At 73.5% G+C, this 16,183-nt stretch carries 13 protein-coding genes and 2 pseudogenes; 12 read left to right on the top strand and 3 right to left on the bottom strand.

Translation table 11 applies throughout. From position 1 onward, the window contains the following. The first annotated feature begins 20 nt into the window (after positions 1-20). From AB0K02_RS09160 to AB0K02_RS09140, 5 genes are all read left to right on the top strand, one after another. Positions 21-971 carry a cobalamin biosynthesis protein gene (locus tag AB0K02_RS09160; RefSeq protein WP_365991700.1) on the top strand — a complete coding sequence of 317 codons (951 nt, stop codon included), beginning with the start codon at positions 21-23 and terminating at the stop codon, positions 969-971. Continuing rightward, positions 968-2,500: a cobyric acid synthase gene (locus AB0K02_RS09155; RefSeq protein WP_365991699.1), complete on the top strand. Its 1,533-nt coding sequence runs from the start codon at positions 968-970 to the stop codon at positions 2,498-2,500. Before AB0K02_RS09160 ends, AB0K02_RS09155 begins: the two co-directional genes overlap by 4 nt. 232 nt (positions 2,501-2,732) lie before the next feature. After that, the gene (locus AB0K02_RS09150) at positions 2,733-4,769 is read left to right on the top strand and encodes a putative cobaltochelatase (protein ID WP_365991698.1); all 2,037 of its coding nucleotides are present in this window, start codon (positions 2,733-2,735) and stop codon (positions 4,767-4,769) included. Then, on the top strand, positions 4,769-5,377 hold the full coding sequence (gene cobO, locus AB0K02_RS09145; RefSeq protein WP_365991696.1) for a cob(I)yrinic acid a,c-diamide adenosyltransferase: 609 nt from the start codon (positions 4,769-4,771) through the stop codon (positions 5,375-5,377). The genes AB0K02_RS09150 and cobO overlap by 1 nt, the downstream gene beginning before the upstream one ends. After that, positions 5,371-6,768 (top strand): cobyrinate a,c-diamide synthase, encoded by a 1,398-nt coding sequence (locus AB0K02_RS09140; protein WP_365991695.1) that lies wholly within the window; start codon positions 5,371-5,373, stop codon positions 6,766-6,768. Before cobO ends, AB0K02_RS09140 begins: the two co-directional genes overlap by 7 nt. 11 nt (positions 6,769-6,779) lie before the next feature. Here AB0K02_RS09140 and AB0K02_RS09135 read toward each other — a convergent pair whose 3' ends face one another. Further along, complete coding sequence (locus tag AB0K02_RS09135) at positions 6,780-7,499, bottom strand: ZIP family metal transporter (RefSeq protein WP_365991694.1); 720 nt, start codon at positions 7,497-7,499, stop codon at positions 6,780-6,782. A gap of 107 nt (positions 7,500-7,606) precedes the next feature. Here AB0K02_RS09135 and AB0K02_RS09130 point away from each other — a divergent pair. Together AB0K02_RS09130 and cobC are read left to right on the top strand one after the other, a co-directional pair. Further along, a pseudogene (locus AB0K02_RS09130) lies at positions 7,607-7,984 on the top strand (cobalamin biosynthesis protein); the annotation flags it as partial. 134 nt (positions 7,985-8,118) lie between these two features. After that, positions 8,119-9,222 (top strand): Rv2231c family pyridoxal phosphate-dependent protein CobC, encoded by a 1,104-nt coding sequence (cobC, locus tag AB0K02_RS09125; protein WP_365991693.1) that lies wholly within the window; start codon positions 8,119-8,121, stop codon positions 9,220-9,222. Positions 9,223-9,292: 70 nt separating this feature from the next. Here cobC and AB0K02_RS09120 read toward each other — a convergent pair whose 3' ends face one another. Both AB0K02_RS09120 and AB0K02_RS09115 read right to left on the bottom strand, forming a co-directional pair. Next, on the bottom strand, positions 9,293-10,234 hold the full coding sequence (locus tag AB0K02_RS09120) for an SCO1860 family LAETG-anchored protein (RefSeq protein WP_365991692.1): 942 nt from the start codon (positions 10,232-10,234) through the stop codon (positions 9,293-9,295). 313 nt (positions 10,235-10,547) lie between these two features. Continuing rightward, the gene (locus AB0K02_RS09115) at positions 10,548-11,633 is read right to left on the bottom strand and encodes an amidohydrolase family protein (protein WP_365991691.1); all 1,086 of its coding nucleotides are present in this window, start codon (positions 11,631-11,633) and stop codon (positions 10,548-10,550) included. A 105-nt stretch (positions 11,634-11,738) separates the two neighbouring features. On the opposite strand from AB0K02_RS09115, the pseudogene AB0K02_RS09110 reads away from it, so the two are divergent. The 5 genes and pseudogenes from AB0K02_RS09110 (at position 11,739) to thpD (ending at position 16,135) form a co-directional block, all read left to right on the top strand. Further along, positions 11,739-12,610, top strand: a pseudogene (locus tag AB0K02_RS09110) (alanine--glyoxylate aminotransferase family protein). A 346-nt stretch (positions 12,611-12,956) separates the two neighbouring features. After that, on the top strand, positions 12,957-13,505 hold the full coding sequence (gene ectA, locus AB0K02_RS09105) for a diaminobutyrate acetyltransferase (protein ID WP_365991690.1): 549 nt from the start codon (positions 12,957-12,959) through the stop codon (positions 13,503-13,505). A gap of 24 nt (positions 13,506-13,529) precedes the next feature. Then, positions 13,530-14,798 carry a diaminobutyrate--2-oxoglutarate transaminase gene (ectB, locus tag AB0K02_RS09100; RefSeq protein ID WP_365991761.1) on the top strand — a complete coding sequence of 423 codons (1,269 nt, stop codon included), beginning with the start codon at positions 13,530-13,532 and terminating at the stop codon, positions 14,796-14,798. Positions 14,799-14,836: 38 nt separating this feature from the next. Then, positions 14,837-15,235, top strand: a complete 399-nt coding sequence (locus tag AB0K02_RS09095) for an ectoine synthase (RefSeq protein WP_177148896.1) — start codon at positions 14,837-14,839, stop codon at positions 15,233-15,235. Between the two features lie 3 nt (positions 15,236-15,238). Continuing rightward, complete coding sequence (thpD, locus tag AB0K02_RS09090; RefSeq protein ID WP_365991689.1) at positions 15,239-16,135, top strand: ectoine hydroxylase; 897 nt, start codon at positions 15,239-15,241, stop codon at positions 16,133-16,135. Positions 16,136-16,183: the final 48 nt, after the last annotated feature.

The following is a 16,183-nucleotide window of genomic DNA, read 5'->3' as shown; positions in this document are numbered from 1 at the left end:
GCCTGCGGGATCACTGACCCATGCGTGCCGACCGCGTCTTCGTGTACGGCGCCACCGCGGGCCTCGTCGTCGACCGGCTCGTCGGCGACCCCCGCCGCGGGCACCCCGTCGCCGCCTTCGGGCGGGCCGCGGGCGCCGTCGAGCGGCTGCTGTGGCGTGACCACCGGGGCCGGGGCGCCCTGCACACGGCCCTCTGCGCCGGCGGAGCCGTCGCCGCGGGCGCGCTGGCGTCCCGTGCCGTGCGCCGCTCCCCCGCCGCGTCCGTCGCCCTGACCGCCGCCGCCACCTGGGCCGTGGTCGGAGGCACCACGCTCGGCCGGGAGGCGCGCCTCGTCGGCGATGCGCTGGCCGCGGGGGACGTCGAGGCGGCCCGCGCACGGCTCCCCCACCTCTGCGGGCGCGACCCGCAGGCCCTGGACGAGCAGCAGATCGCCCGCGCCGTGGTCGAGTCCGTCGCCGAGAACACGTCGGACGCCGTCGTCGGCGCCCTGGTGTGGGGCGCTGTCGCGGGCGTTCCCGGGCTGCTCGGCTTCCGTGCCGTGAACACGCTGGACGCCATGGTCGGCCACAAGTCGCCGCGCCACCGGCGCTACGGCTGGGCCTCGGCACGCCTCGACGACGTGGCGGGCTGGCCCGGCGCACGGCTCACCGCGGCACTCGCCGTGATCGCGGGCCCCGACCCGCGGGGGGCCGTACGCGCCTGGCGGGCCGACGCGGCGAAGCACCCGAGCCCCAATGCCGGTCCGGTGGAGGCGTCGTTCGCGGGAGCGCTCGGCGTCCGGCTGGGCGGGACCCTGTCGTACGGGGGCCGTGTCGAGCACCGGCCGGTGCTCAACGGATCCGGCCGGGCCGTGGAGTTCGGGGACATCGGGCGGGCCGTGCGGCTGTCGCGGCGGATCGGCGTGCTGACGCTCGCGACGTGCGCGGGCGCACGACTGGCCTGGGGGGCCATGAGGGGGAGGCGTACATGAACGGCGGCGGACTGCTGGTCGCGGGGACCACGTCGGACGCGGGCAAGAGCGTCGTGACCGCCGGGATCTGCCGGTGGCTGGTGCGGCGGGGGGTGAAGGTCGCGCCCTTCAAGGGCCAGAACATGTCGCTGAACTCGTTCGTGACGCGCGAGGGCGCGGAGATCGGGCGGGCCCAGGCGATGCAGGCGCAGGCGGCCCGTGTGGAGCCGACCGCGCTGATGAACCCGGTGCTGCTCAAGCCCGGCGGCGACCGCTCCAGCCAGGTCGTCCTGATGGGCAAGCCCATCGGCGAGATGAGCGCGAAGGGCTACCACGGGAACCGGCAGCGCGAGTTGTTCGAACCGGTCATGGCGTGCCTGGAGGAACTGCGGGGCACGTATGACGCCGTGATCTGCGAGGGGGCGGGCAGTCCGGCCGAGATCAACCTGCGGCGCACGGACATCGTGAACATGGGCATCGCGCGGGCCGCACGGCTGCCCGTGCTCGTGGTCGGGGACATCGACCGCGGCGGGGTGTTCGCGCAGTTCTTCGGGACGACGGCCCTGCTCGCGCCCGAGGACCAGGCACTCGTCGCCGGTTATCTGGTCAACAAGTTCCGCGGGGACGTGACGCTGCTGGAGCCCGGCCTCGACATGCTGCGCGGGCTCACCGGGCGGCGGACGTTCGGCGTCCTGCCGTACGCGCACGGGCTCGGCATCGACGAGGAGGACGGCCTGAGGGTCTCGCTGCGCGGCGCGGTCCGCGAGTCGGTCGTCGCCCCGCCGGTCGGCGAGGACGTGCTGCGGGTCGCGGTGTGCGCGGTGCCGCTGATGTCGAACTTCACCGACGTCGACGCGCTGGCCGCCGAACCGGGCGTCGTCGTCCGGTTCGTGGACCGGCCCGAGGAACTGGCCGACGCCGACCTGGTGGTCGTCCCCGGCACGCGCGGCACGGTGAAGGCGCTGGCGTGGCTGCGGGAGCGCGGGCTGGCGCAGGCGCTGGTCCGGCGCGCCGCTGAGGGCCGGCCGGTGCTCGGCATCTGCGGTGGTTTCCAGGCGCTGGGCGAACGCATCGAGGACGACGTCGAGTCGAAGGCGGGTGCGGTCGAAGGGCTCGGGCTGCTGCCGGTCCGGGTGCGGTTCGCACCGGAGAAGACCCTCGCGCGCCCCGTCGGCGAGGCGCTCGGCGAGCGGGTGGAGGGGTACGAGATCCACCACGGCGTCGCCGAGGTGCTGGGCGGGGAGGCCTTCCTCTCCGACGGCCGAGGACACGGCCTGGAGGGCTGCCGGGTCGGCTCCGTGTGGGGCACCCACTGGCACGGCTCGCTGGAGAGCGACGGCTTCCGCCGGGCGTTCCTGCGGGAGATCGCCGCACAGGCGGGCCGCCGGTTCGTACCGGCCCCGGACACGAGCTTCGGCGCGCTGCGCGAGGAGCAGTTGGACCGCCTCGCGGATCTGATCGAGGAGCACACGGACACGGACGCGCTGCTGCGGCTGATCGAACAGGGCCCGCCTGCCGGGCTGCCGTTCGTCCCGCCGGGTGCTCCGTGAGCGCGGTGGGCGCCTGCGGCGCGCGCCACCCCGCCCTGCCCCTGCGCCGGGCGGCGTGGGTGACACCCCGGTCCGGGATCCCGTTTCGGGGGCTCCGCCCCGGGCCCCTCCCCCCGCGGCCCGACGGCCGTGGGAACCCCCGCCCGCGCCCCATGGGCGTGGGAGCACCCCCCGTGCCTCAGTCGCCGGCGAGGCTCACGTCGCCGGGCTCAAGCGAAGGAGTGATCAGGCGATGAGCACCCCCTATCCGTTCACCGCGGTCGTCGGGATGGACGATCTGCGGCTGGCCCTCCTGCTCAACGCGGTCAGCCCGGCGGTCGGCGGCGTGCTCGTCCGCGGTGAGAAAGGGACCGCCAAGTCCACCGCCGTACGGGCGCTCGCGTCGCTCATGCCGGATGTCGGCGTCGTCGCCGGGTGCCGGTTCTCCTGCGCGCCCGCGGCGCCTGACCCTGCGTGCCCGGACGGCCCGCACGAGGGCGGGGCCGCGTCGGCGCGGCCGATGCGCCTGGTCGAACTGCCCGTCGGCGCCTCCGAGGACCGGCTCGTCGGCGCACTCGACATCGAACGGGCCCTCGCCGACGGCGTGAAGGCCTTCGAGCCGGGCCTGCTCGCGGACGCGCACCGCGGGATCCTGTACGTCGACGAGGTCAACCTGCTGCACGACCACCTGATCGACCTGCTGCTGGACGCCGCCGCCATGGGCGCCTCGTACGTCGAGCGCGAGGGCGTCTCCGTACGGCACGCCTCCCGTTTCCTGCTCGTCGGCACCATGAACCCCGAAGAGGGCGAACTGCGGCCGCAGTTGCTCGACCGCTTCGGCCTCACGGTGGAGGTCGCCGCCTCCCGGGACCCCGACCAGCGGGTCGAGGTCGTACGGCGCAGGCTGGCGTACGACGACGACCCGGCCGGCTTCGCGGCCCGCTGGGCGCACGAGGAGGCGGCGCTGCGGGAGCGGATCGTGGCGGCGCGGGAGCTGCTGCCGCGGGTGGTCCTCGGCGACGCGGCGCTGCGTCAGATCGCCGCCACCTGCGCGGCGTTCGAGGTGGACGGCATGCGCGCGGACATCGTGATGGCGCGTACGGCGACGGCGCTGGCGGCCTGGGCCGGCCGCGACGAGGTCACCACCGACGACGTGCGCCAGGCCGCGCTGCTCGCGCTGCCGCACCGCAGGAGGCGCAACCCCTTCGACGCGCCGGGGCTCGACGAGGACCGGCTCGACGAGACCCTGGAGCAGTTCGGCGACGACGAGCCCGACCCCGATCCCGACCCGGACCCCGGTCCTGACGGAGGCGGACCCGGCGGGGGCGGTCCCGACGGCGGCGGGGTACCGCCGCAGGGCCAGGGCCCGGACGCGTCGTCCGAGCCCGCCGAGGCGCAGACGCCGCCCGCACCGGCCCCCGGCGCCGGGCCGGGTGAGCAGCAGCCGGTACGGGCCGCGGAGCCGTTCCGCACGAAGGTGCTCAGCGTGCCCGGCCTGGGCGAGGGCGCGGCGGGCCGCAGGTCCCGGGCGCGTACCGACCACGGGCGGACGACCGGATCCCGCCGGCCCCGGGGCACGCTCACGAAACTCCACCTGGCCGCCACCGTGCAGGCCGCGGCCCCGCACCAGCGCGCTCGCGGGCGCAGCGGTCCCGGCCTGGTGGTCCACCGGGACGATCTGCGGCAGGCGACCCGCGAGGGCCGCGAGGGCAACCTCGTGCTGTTCGCGGTGGACGCCTCGGGCTCGATGGCGGCACGGCAGCGGATGAGCGCCGTCAAGGGCGCGGTCCTGTCGCTGCTGCTGGACGCGTACCAGCGGCGCGACAAGGTCGGCCTGGTCACGTTCCGCGGGAAGGACGCGGAGCTGGCGCTGCCGCCGACGTCGTCGGTGGACGCGGCCGCGGCCCGGCTGGAACAGCTGCCGACGGGCGGCCGTACGCCCCTGGCGGCGGGCCTGCTCAAGGCACACGAGGTGCTGCGCGTCGAGCGCCTGCGCGACCCGTCGCGCCGCCCGTTGCTCGTCGTGGTGACGGACGGCCGCGCCACGGCACGGGGTGCGGGCGACGCGTTCGCCCTCGCCCTGCGCGCCGCGCGGCTGCACGCCGCCGAGGGAACCGCGTCGGTCGTCGTGGACTGCGAGTCGGGACACGTACGGCTCGGTCTGGCCGGCGTACTCGCCGGCGAACTCGGCGGCACCGCCGTCACGCTCGACGAGCTGCGCGCCGACTCGATCGCCGGACTCGTCAAGGACGTCCGTACCGTACACGCCATCAGCAGAAGGGCCGCCTAATGCCGCAGGGACAGCCGACCGTCGTACCGGACGACGGACTCACCACCCGTCAGCGCCGCAACCGCCCGCTCGTGTTCGTGCACACGGGCATCGGCAAGGGCAAGTCGACCGCAGCGTTCGGGCTCGCGCTGCGGGCCTGGAACCAGGGCTGGCCGGTCGGGGTCTTCCAGTTCGTGAAGTCGGCCAAGTGGAAGGTCGGCGAGGAGAACGCGCTCAAGGTGCTCGGCGCGAGCGGCGAGGGCGGCACGGTCGCCTGGCACAAGATGGGTGAGGGCTGGTCGTGGATCCAGCGCCCGACCGCCGAGGGGGAGCTGTCCAACGAGGACAAGGCGCGTGAGGGCTGGGAGCAGGTCAAGCGGGACCTGGCGGCGCAGACGTACAGGCTCTACGTGCTGGACGAGTTCGCCTATCCCATGCACTGGGGGTGGATCGACACCGACGAGGTCGTCGAGGTGCTGCGCGAGCGGCCCGGCACCCAGCACGTGGTGATCACCGGCCGCAACGCCCCGCAGAAGCTGATCGACTTCGCCGATCTGGTGACCGACATGTCGAAGGTCAAGCACCCGATGGACGTCGGGCAGAAGGGCCAGCGGGGCATCGAGTGGTAGCACGTCTCGTCATCGCCGCGCCGTCCTCCGGCGCGGGCAAGACCACGGTCGCGACGGGCCTGATGGCCGCGTTCGCCGACCGCGGTCTCGCGGTATCGCCGCACAAGGTCGGCCCGGACTACATCGACCCGGGCTACCACGCGCTGGCCACCGGGCGGCCGGGCCGCAACCTCGACGCGTACCTGTGCGGCACGGAGCTGATCGCCCCGCTCTTCGCGCACGGCGCGCGCGGCTGCGAACTGGCCGTCGTCGAAGGCGTGATGGGCCTGTACGACGGCGCCGCGGGCCAGGGCGAACTCGCGTCGACCGCACAGGTCGCGAAGCTCCTGCGGGCGCCCGTCGTGCTGGTGGTGGACGCCTCGTCACAGTCCCGGTCGGTGGCGGCGCTGGTGCACGGATTCGCGTCCTGGGACCCTCAGGTGCGGATCGGCGGGGTGATCCTGAACAAGGTCGCCACCGACCGTCACGAGCGGCTGCTGCGGGAGGCGCTGGAGGAGTCGGGGGTGCCGGTTCTGGGCGTGCTGCGGCGGGCGCCCGCGGTGGCGACGCCGTCGCGGCACCTCGGGCTCGTGCCGGTGGCCGAGCGGCAGGCCGAGGCCCTCGATGCCGTGCGGGCGCAGGCGGAACAGGTGCGGGCGGGGTGCGATCTGGACGCGTTGCTGGCGCTGGCGCGGTCGGCGCCGGCGATCGCCGACGCGCCGTGGGACCCCGAGGACGCGCTACGGCGGCACGCCGGCGCTCGGGTCGGGCCGCCCCTCCCCCAGGGCTCCGCCGGGCAGGTGCCCACGGCCGGGCCGGTGATCGCCGTCGCCGGCGGGCCCGCGTTCACCTTCTCGTACGCCGAGCACGTCGAACTGCTGGAGGCCGCCGGCGCCGAGGTCGTGACCTTCGACCCGCTGCGGGACGAGCACCTCCCGGACGGGACCCGCGGGCTCGTCGTCGGCGGCGGATTCCCCGAGGTGTACGCCCCCGAGCTGTCGGCGAACGAGTCGCTGCGCAAGGCCGTCGCCGAGCTGGCCCGGTCGGGGGCGCCGGTCGCCGCCGAGTGCGCCGGGCTGCTGTACCTCGCGCGTTCCCTGGACGGGAAGCCCATGTGCGGGGTGCTGGACGCCGACGCGCGCATGACCGGGCGGCTCACCCTCGGCTACCGGGAGGCCGTCGCCGTGGGCGACAGCCCGCTGGCCGCGGCCGGGACGCGCATGCGCGGCCACGAGTTCCACCGCACGGTGCTGGAGCCGGGGGCCGGGGCCGGCCCCGCGTGGGGCATGGTGCGTCCGGAGCGCAGGGTGGAGGGCTTCGTGCACCGGGGCGTGCATGCCAGCTATCTGCACACCCACTGGGCGTCGCGGCCCGACGTCGCCGCCCGGTTCGTCGAGGCGTGCCGGGGATGAGGGGGGCCGGGTCATTCGGCGAGGCCGACCACCAGCCAGATGAAGCCGACACCGCCGACCGTGCACAACAGGGTGGAACGGGCGGGGTGTTCGTGGTGCGCCTCGGGCAGGATCTCGGCGGCGGCGAGGTAGAGCAGCGCGCCGCCGAAGAACCCGAGGTAGCTGCCGAGAAGTTCCTCAGGAAGAGTGAACAGCAGTGTGGACGCCGCCCCGAGCACGGGCGCGAGCGCGTCGGCGATCAGCATGACGACCGCCTTGCGGCGGGTGTTCCCGTACAGGCTGGTGATCGTGTACGTGTTGAAGCCGTCGGCGAAGTCGTGGGTGACGACGGCGAGCGCGACGGTGGCGCCCATGCCGCCGCCCACCTGGAAGGCGGCGCCGAGGGCGATGCCGTCCATCAGGCTGTGGGTCACCATCGCCGCGGCCGCCGTCAGCCCCACCTGCGGTACGCGGCGTTCCCCTCCGTGCGCGGCCTGCCGTACGGCCAGCAGCCGTTCCACGCAGTGGGCGGTGAGGAAGCCGCCGGCGAACAGCAGCAGCGCCTGCGGTACGCCGAACACCGGCCGCCCCGCCGCCACCGCGGCCTCGGGCAGCAGGTCGAGCCCGACGACGCCGAGCATGAGACCGCCCGCGAGGCCGAGCACGAGGTGACGGCGGTCGGTGACGCGGTGCGCCATCCAGCCGCCGAACAGCGTCATCAGGAACGCGCCGAGCGCGACGAACACCGCCATGCGCCTTTGCTAGCCCATCGACCCGCTCGCGTGCACATCGCCGCCGCACCGGATTGACTTCCCCGCCCCGCCTCTGCCCCGACTCCGAGGAGTGCTCCATGACCGGCCCGCCCGCTCTCGTCGTCGGCGTCGGCGCGTCGCGGGGTGTGCCCGTCGACGAGGTCGTGGAGCTCGTCCTGACGGCGCTGCGCGAGGCGGGCCTGACGGCGGCGGACGTGGTGGAGGTCGCGACGCTCGACGTGAAGGCCGGTGAGCCGGGGATCGTGGGTGTGGCCGGGCGGTTGGGCGTTCCCGTGGTGGCGTACTCGGCCGCGCGGCTCGCCGCCGTGCCGGTGCCCGGCGCCTCCGGGGCGGCGCTGGCGGCGGTCGGGACACCGTCGGTCGCCGAGGCGGCGGCCCTGGCGGGCGGCGGCGAACTGCTGGTGCCCAAGCGCAGGTCGTGTCCGGTGGGGCGGCCCGCGGGTGCGACGTGCGCCATCGCGCGGAGTTCCCCGCGTACGACCCCTGCCTCTGCCGGGATCCGGCGGCAGGAGACATGATGGCCGTCGTGCGTACTTCCACCCCCCACTCATCGAGGAGACCCCTGTGACCCGTCTTCCCGTACCGCTGCGCGGCGGCCATGTACACGCGCACTGACGAACGGGGCCACCCCGAACACCCCGAGCGATCCGAGCCGTCGGGCGGGCACGACCTGCGCCACCACGGGGACGCCGAGGTCCGGGACGACGGCTCGGAATTGGTCGACCTCGCGGTCAACGTCCGTACCGGCACACCCCCGCGGTGGCTCCGGGAGCGCATCGCCGCGTCGATGGACTCGCTGGCCGCCTACCCGGACGGGCGCGCCGCGCGGACCGCCGTCGCGGCCCGGCACGCGCTGCCGAGGGAACGGGTGCTGCTGACGGCGGGCGCGGCGGAGGCGTTCGTGCTGCTCGCGCGGGCGCTGCCGGTGCGCAGGCCGGTCGTCGTGCATCCGCAGTTCACCGAGCCGGAGGCGGCTCTGCGGGACGCGGGCCACGACGTGGGGCGCGTCCTGCTGCGGGAGGAGGACGGCTTCCGGCTGGATCCGAAGGCGGTGCCGGAGTCGGCCGATCTGGTCGTGATCGGCAATCCGACCAATCCGACCTCCGTCCTGCACCCGGCCGCGCGGATCGCCGAACTGGCGCGCCCGGGGCGGCTGCTGGTCGTGGACGAGGCGTTCATGGACGCGGTGCCGGGAGAGGTGGAGGCGCTCGCGGGCCGCACCGACGTACCGGGCCTCGTGGTGCTGCGCAGCCTCACCAAGACGTGGGGGCTCGCGGGCCTGCGGATCGGGTACGTGCTGGCGGAGCCGGCGACGATCGCCGCGCTGGAGCGCGCCCAGCCGCTGTGGCCGGTGTCGACGCCCGCGCTGGCCGCGGCGCAGGCGTGCATGCAGGACGCCGCGTTGGCGGAGGCCGAGGACGCGGCGCGCCGGATCGCCGCGGACCGCGCCCATCTGCTGGCGGGCCTCGCGGAGTTCGACGAGGTACGGGCCGTGGACAGCGCCGAGGGCCCGTTCGTGCTCGTCCGGGTCCGGCGTGCGCAGGAGGTGCGGGAGCGGCTGCGGGGGCTCGGCTTCGCCGTCCGGCGCGGGGACACCTTCCCCGGGCTGGACGGCGACTGGCTGCGGCTGGCGGTCCGGGACAGGGTGACGACGAATCGTTTCCTGCAGGCCCTGGACCAGGCCCTGGTCATGGTGGGCTGACCGCGGGCCTCTGCCTGCCGGTCCGGCCGGGCCCCTCCCCCTCGGTGGGGCCCGGCCGGACCGGAGCGGATCAGCCCCGGGAGCCGGAGCGTCGGCGCGCCAGGACGATCGTGGCCGCGCCCGCGGCGAGCAGCAGACCGGCGCCGCCCGCGATGTACGGGGTGCTGGAACTGCCGCCGGTCTCCGCCAGGTTGTCCCCGGGCCCCTGCCCGGTCTGCGGCGCGACGTTGTCGGCCGGGGCCTTCGACGGCTTCTCCGTGGGCTTCTCGGACGGCTTCGTCCGGGCGCCGGGCGCCTCGCAGGCCGCTTCGACGAGTGTCACCTCGCCGCTGACCTCGGCGACGTTGCGGTCCAGGGGAGCGACCGACACCGTGAGCCGCAGGGCCGTCGCCACGGCCGTGCGGGACGTGGTGTGCGTCTTCGACAGGTCGAGGGTGACCTCGCCGACACCGGGCACCTCGACGCGGGTCGACCCGCCCGCGCTGAGCGTCACCTTCTTGCCGAGCACCTTGACGTGTCCGAGGACGTTGGAGGTGGCGACGGGCTTCTTCCCCGCCGCGCACACGGCCTCGGAGGTGACCTGCTCGACCTCGACGAGGGACAGCAGGGGCAGTCCGGGCACGTGCACGCGGGCGCGCACCACGTTGCTGTACGCCGCGGCCCTGCCGTCCTCCGCGGTGGCCCTGGCCGTGGCCGCATCGGCACGCAGCACCTGGAAGGGCCGCCCCTTGTCCACACCGTCCAACCGGACGCTCAGGGCGGTCTTCTCGGCGCTGCCGGGGGCCCGCACCTCGTTGAGGACGGCCCTGAGCGGGACGGTGGTCTTGTCGAGCAGGGAGACGTCGAGGCCGGTACGGAGAACGACCGCCTCCGCCTTTCCGTCGCCGCCGGCGGCGTGCGCGGGCGTCGCGAGGGCCAGCGGGACGACGGCCAGTGCGGCGGCGGCCGCCCCCGCGGCGGCCTTGCGTGCGGGCACACGGGCTGCGGGCAGACGGAAGGTGTTGCTGTTCACGGTGGTGGAACCCCCACAGAAGACACGGCGCCTCCCGCGTCCACGGGGACACGTGGACGCGGTGGCGAAGACATCCGCATCCTTTACGCACGGAGAGTGAACTGGCAGCCAACTGGGACGAGTTCACCCTAAAGTGAGGTTTCCGCGTCAGTATTCGATTCTTGGGGCACGCGTGTTCCTCGCGGCCCCACCCGTCACCGCCCGAGGCGCGCCGACGACGGACCGGCGCACGGGACAGTGCCGTGGCCGACGTGCGGCACGGGCGGATCACGCCGGGTCAACACACCGTCCAGAGACGGCCGGTGGGACCGTGTCAGCCGACGATCCGTCCGTTCAGCACCACCCGCCGCGGTCCCGCGAGCGCCCGGACATCGGCACGCGGGTCCTCGTCGTACACGACCAGGTCCGCCGGGGCGCCCTCCTCCAGCGCCGGGCGGCCGAGCCACTCCCGCGCGCCCCACGTGGTCGCCGAAAGCGCCCGCACGGGCGGGATGCCGGCCTTCACCAGCTCGGCGACCTCGTCGGCGACCAGCCCGTGCGCCAGCGAGCCGCCCGCGTCCGTGCCGACGAAGACCGGGATCCCCGCGTCGTAGGCGGCGCGCACGGTGTCGTACCGGCGCTCGTGCAGCCTGCGCATATGGGCCGACCAGCGCGGGAACTTGCTCTCACCGCCCGCCGCCAGCGCGGTGAACGTGGCGATGTTGACCAGCGTCGGGACGATCGCGACGCCGCGCTCGGCGAAGAGCGGAATGGTGTCCTCGGTGAGGCCCGTCGCGTGCTCTATGCAGTCGATGCCCGCCTCCACGAGGTCGCGCAGCGAGTCCTCGGCGAAGCAGTGGGCCGTCACCCGCGCGCCCAGCCGGTGCGCCTCGGCGATCGCGGCCTCCACCGCGTCGCGCGGCCAGCAGGCGGTCAGGTCACCGGCGTCGCGGTCGATCCAGTCGCCGACGAGCTTCACCCATCCGTCGCCGCGCCGGGCCTCGTGGGCGACGTAGGCCACGAGGTCGGCGGGCTCGATCTCGTGGGCGTAGTTGCGGATGTAGCGGCGGGTGCGCGCGATGTGCCGGCCGGCCCTGATGATCTTCGGCAGGTCCTCGCGGTCGTCGATCCACCGGGTGTCCGACGGGGACCCCGCGTCGCGCAGCAGCAGGGTGCCCGCGTCCCGGTCCGTCAGCGCCTGCTTCTCGCTGGTCGCGGCGTCGACCGGGCCCTGGTGGTCCAGCCCCACGTGGCAGTGGGCGTCGACGAGTCCGGGCAGGGTCCAGCCGTGCACGGTGACCGCCTCGGCGCGAGGACGGTCGTAGGTGATGCGGCCGTCCACGACCCACACCTCGTCCCGTACGTCCTCGGGTCCGACGAGCACCCGCCCCTTCACGTGCAGCACCGTGTCATCGCTCATGCCCAGCACTGTACGAGGCGTACGGAGGCGGGCGCCTCGGGCCTCGGTAGGCTCGGCGGAAGGCCCGGAGGCCGGGCCGGCTCCACTGATCGAAGAGAGTTCGCCGTGACGCACCCCCTGCTGGACCTGGCCCCGCTGACCGCCTCGCGCTTCGCCTCGATCGAGCGCAGGGTCGCCGCGCTGCTGGGCACCGGCCAGGACGTGGTGATCATGCAGGGTGAGGCGCTGCTGCCCCTGGAGGGCTGCATCCGGGGCGGCGCGCGGGCGGGCTCGACGGCGCTGAACGTGGTGACCGGCCCCTACGGGCAGACCTTCGGCGACTGGCTGCGCGACTGCGGCGCCCGTGTCGTCGACCTCGACGTCCCGTTCCACACCGCCGTGACCGCCGGGCAGGTGGCGGAGGCGCTGGCGGCGCACCCGGAGATCGACTTCGTCTCGCTGGCATGGCGGCGAACCCGGCCGCGCCCCGGCGTTCGTACCTGTCGCTGATGGACTGGAAGGAGCGCTGGATCGACGGCGGGCGCCGGGCCCTGCTGCACGCGCCCGCCCAGCTGGAGATGCTGGCGCTGGAGGCGTGCGTCGAGCGCATCGAGGCGGAGGGTCTCGACGCGGTGACGGCGCGGCACGCCTCGGCCGCGGCGGCCACGCGCGCGGGCGCGCTGGCGCTCGGCGGCGGTCTGACCCCGTACGTCCGCGAGGCGAGGGACGCGGCTCCGGTCGCGACGACCCTGCGCGCCCCGGACGGTCTTGACGCCCGTGACCTGGTGGCCGCGGCGCTCGCCGCGGACCCCTCGCTTCCGCTGATCGCCGGTGGAGGCTCGCTGGCGAAGGAGATGCTCCGGGTCAACCACTACGGCGTGGACGCTACGCTCGCTGTCGTGCAGGCGTCGCTGGCGGCGCTCGGCGCCGCGCTGGCCGGGCAGGGCCGCCAGGTGGACCTGGAGGGCGCGTGGCGGGCGGTCGGCGAGAACTGGTAGCACCTGCCCGCCCCTCGTCCCGTAAAACATATTCACAGCAGGACCCGTAAATGCGGGGAGCAAATTCAGTGAACAGCTCCCCGCATTCTGCTGCCCCCGATCCGCGGACCTAAACGTATGGATTCCGATCGGCTTCCGGAGGCGATTCGAAGGGGTGTCAACGTGGTTACAGACATGTGACCGACCCCACATCGCACTCCTTTTGCCCGCTTAAATACGGGCAAACCAGCGCGATCGCCCGGCAGGCAGCGGGGCGGCTCGCGCCCGCGCGATAACACAGAACGTTCTCCGACCCAACCCCTCCGCCCGATGCAATCTCGGAATTTGCTCGGTAAATTCAATTCGCATGACCGCCGCACAAGAAGACCTTGTACGAGCCCGAGAAGAATTGACCGATTCACCGGAACTGCTGGAGATCGACACCCCGCGAGTGGAGGACGGAGCCGCGATCTGGCGCATCGCCCGCGACTCCGAGGTCCTGGACCTCAACTCCTCGTACAGCTACCTGCTGTGGTGTCGCGACTTCGCGGCCACCTCCGTCGTGGCGCGCGGCCCCGACGGCGAGCCGATCGCGTTCGTCACCGGCTACGTGCGGCCCGACCGTCCGGAGGCGCTCGTCGTCTGGCAGGTCGCCGTCGACCGCGAGCACCGCGGCCGGGGGCTGGCCGGCATCCTGCTGGACGCCCTGACGGCCAAGGTCACCGGCGGCCGCGGAGTGCGCGAGATCGAGACCACGATCACGCCGGACAACACGGCGTCCGACCGCCTTTTCACCTCCTACGCCCGGCGCCACGGCGCGGAGCTGCGCCGCGAAGTCCTCTTCGACGGCGGCCTGTTCCCCGAGGGGACGCACGAGCCGGAAGTGCTCTACCGCATCGGCCCCCTCGCCGCCTGACACCCCACCCCCATGGAGACCGCTGTGACCATCACCCCGCCTGCCCTGAGCGTCTTCGAGACCCTTGAATCCGAGGTGCGCAGCTACTGCCGCGGCTGGCCCGCCGTGTTCGACCGCGCGCAGGGCAGCTACCTGCACGACGAGGACGGCCACACCTACCTGGACTTCTTCGCCGGCGCCGGATCGCTCAACTACGGGCACAACAACCCGGTCCTGAAACGGGCGCTGATCGACTACATCGAGCGCGACGGCATCACCCACGGCCTGGACATGGCGACGAGCGCGAAGCGCGCCTTCCTGGAGTCGTTCCAGAACATCGTGCTGCGCCCGCGCGACCTGCCCTACAAGGTCATGTTCCCCGGCCCGACGGGCACCAACGCGGTCGAGTCCGCACTGAAGCTGGCCCGCAAGGTGAAGGGGCGCGAGGCGATCGTCTCGTTCACCAACGCCTTCCACGGCATGTCGCTGGGCTCGCTCGCCGTCACGGGCAACGCCTTCAAGCGCGCCGGCGCCGGCATCCCGCTGGTGCACGGCACCCCGATGCCGTTCGACAACTACTTCGACGGCCAGGTCCCGGACTTCCTGTGGTTCGAGCGCCTGCTGGAGGACCAGGGCTCCGGCCTCAACAAGCCCGCCGCCGTGATCGTCGAGACGGTCCAGGGCGAGGGCGGCATCAACGTGGCCCGGCCCGAGTGGCTGCGCGCGCTGGCGGACCTGTGCGAGCGCCAGGACATGCTGCTGATCGTCGACGACATCCAGATGGGCTGCGGCCGCACGGGCGGGTTCTTCTCGTTCGAGGAGGCCGGGATCACCCCGGACATCGTCACGCTGTCCAAGTCGATCAGCGGCTACGGACTGCCCATGTCGCTCTGCCTCTTCAAGCCCGAGCTCGACATCTGGGAGCCGGGCGAGCACAACGGCACCTTCCGCGGCAACAACCCGGCGTTCGTGACGGCCGCGGCCGCGCTCGGCACCTACTGGGCCGACGGGCAGATGGAGAAGCAGACCATCGCGCGCGGCGAGCAGGTCGAGCGCGCGCTGCTCTCGATCGTCGACGAACTGGGCGGCGAGGGCGTCGGCTTCCGCGGGCGCGGGCTCGTGTGGGGCCTGGAGTTCGAGGACAAGGCACGCGCCGGCAAGGTGTGCGCCCGCGCCTTCGAGCTGGGACTGCTCCTGGAGACGTCGGGCCCCGAGAGCGAGGTCGTGAAGCTGCTGCCGCCGCTGACCGTCTCCGCCGACGAACTGGACGAGGGCCTGCGCATCCTGGCGCGCTCCGTCCGCGAGACCGCCTGACCGCCTGACCGCCGCAGAGAAAGAAAGGCAACGACCCAGTGATCGTCCGATCGTTCAAGGACATCGAGAACACCGACCGCCATGTGAAGGCCGCGTCCGGCACCTGGGAGAGCAAGCGCATCGTGCTCGCCAAGGAGAAGGTCGGCTTCTCGCTGCACGAGACCGTGCTGTACGCGGGCACGGAGACGTCGATGTGGTACGCGAACCACATCGAGGCCGTGCTCTGCGTGGAGGGCGAGGCCGAGCTGACCAACGACGAGACCGGCGAGACCCACTGGATCGAGCCCGGGACCATGTACCTGCTGGACGGGCACGAGAAGCACACGATGCGTCCCAAGACGGACTTCCGCTGTGTCTGCGTCTTCAATCCGCCCGTGACCGGACGGGAGGACCATGACGAGAACGGCGTGTACCCGCTGCTGACGGAGGAGGGCTGAGACATGACCACCGCACCCGCACGCACCGACCTGTACCCGACCCGCGGCACGACCGAGGTGATGACGTCGCGTCAGGACCCGGTCGTCTGGTCCTCTCCGGGCACGCCCGGACCGATCGCCACGGCCGATCTGATGGGTTACGAGCGCGACGGCTTCCTCGCCGTCGACCAGCTCATCCGAGACGACGAGGTGGCGCTCTACCGTGCCGAGCTGGACCGGCTGATCGCCGACCCGGCGGTACGGGCCGACGAGCGCTCCGTCATCGAGCCGAAGTCCCAGGACGTGCGGTCGGTGTTCGAGGTGCACCGGCTGAGCGAGGTCTTCGCCGCGCTGGTGCGCGACGAGCGGGTGGTGGGCAGAGCCCGGCAGATCCTCGGCTCGGACGTGTACGTCCACCAGTCGCGCATCAACGTCAAGCCGGGTTTCGGCGCCTCGGGCTTCTACTGGCACTCGGACTTCGAGACCTGGCACGCCGAGGACGGGCTGCCGAACATGCGGACCGTGTCCGTGTCGATCGCGCTGACCGAGAACCTGGACACCAACGGCGGCCTGATGATCATGCCGGGCTCGCACAGGACGTTCCTCGGCTGCGCGGGCGCGACGCCGAAGGACAACTACAAGAAGTCGCTGCGGATGCAGGACGCCGGGACGCCGTCGGACGAGGCGCTGACGCGCTTCGCCGACGCCCACGGGATCCGGCTGTTCACGGGCCGGGCCGGTTCGGCGACCTGGTTCGACTGCAACTGCATGCACGGGTCGGGCGACAACATCACCCCGTATCCGCGCAGCAACGTCTTCATCGTGTTCAACAGCGTGGAGAACGCCGCGGTGGAGCCGTTCGCCGCTCCCGTACGGCGGCCGGAGTTCATCGGGGCGCGGGACTTCACCCCGGTGCGCTAGCTCGCCGGACACCCCGAGCACAGGCGGGGCCGGTCTCCTCCCCCTCCG

Origin of the sequence: Streptomyces sp. NPDC049597 (assembly GCF_040675505.1) — a bacterium.
GTDB lineage: Bacteria > Actinomycetota > Actinomycetes > Streptomycetales > Streptomycetaceae > Streptomyces.
The sequence above is the reverse complement of the archived record's forward strand: the minus strand, read 5'-3'. Positions and strand labels throughout refer to the sequence as shown.

What these genes read in the sequence shown, in the direction of transcription:
- AB0K02_RS09160 (WP_365991700.1), top strand. Translation starts at nt 21, where the DNA reads ATGCGTGCCGACCGCGTCTTCGTGTACGGCGCCACCGCGGGCCTCGTC.
- AB0K02_RS09155 (WP_365991699.1), top strand. Translation starts at nt 968, where the DNA reads ATGAACGGCGGCGGACTGCTGGTCGCGGGGACCACGTCGGACGCGGGC.
- AB0K02_RS09150 (WP_365991698.1), top strand. Translation starts at nt 2,733, where the DNA reads ATGAGCACCCCCTATCCGTTCACCGCGGTCGTCGGGATGGACGATCTG.
- cobO (WP_365991696.1), top strand. Translation starts at nt 4,769, where the DNA reads ATGCCGCAGGGACAGCCGACCGTCGTACCGGACGACGGACTCACCACC.
- AB0K02_RS09135 (WP_365991694.1), bottom strand. Translation starts at nt 7,499, where the DNA reads ATGGCGGTGTTCGTCGCGCTCGGCGCGTTCCTGATGACGCTGTTCGGC.
- cobC (WP_365991693.1), top strand. Translation starts at nt 8,119, where the DNA reads ATGTACACGCGCACTGACGAACGGGGCCACCCCGAACACCCCGAGCGA.
- AB0K02_RS09115 (WP_365991691.1), bottom strand. Translation starts at nt 11,633, where the DNA reads ATGAGCGATGACACGGTGCTGCACGTGAAGGGGCGGGTGCTCGTCGGA.
- ectA (WP_365991690.1), top strand. Translation starts at nt 12,957, where the DNA reads ATGACCGCCGCACAAGAAGACCTTGTACGAGCCCGAGAAGAATTGACC.
- thpD (WP_365991689.1), top strand. Translation starts at nt 15,239, where the DNA reads ATGACCACCGCACCCGCACGCACCGACCTGTACCCGACCCGCGGCACG.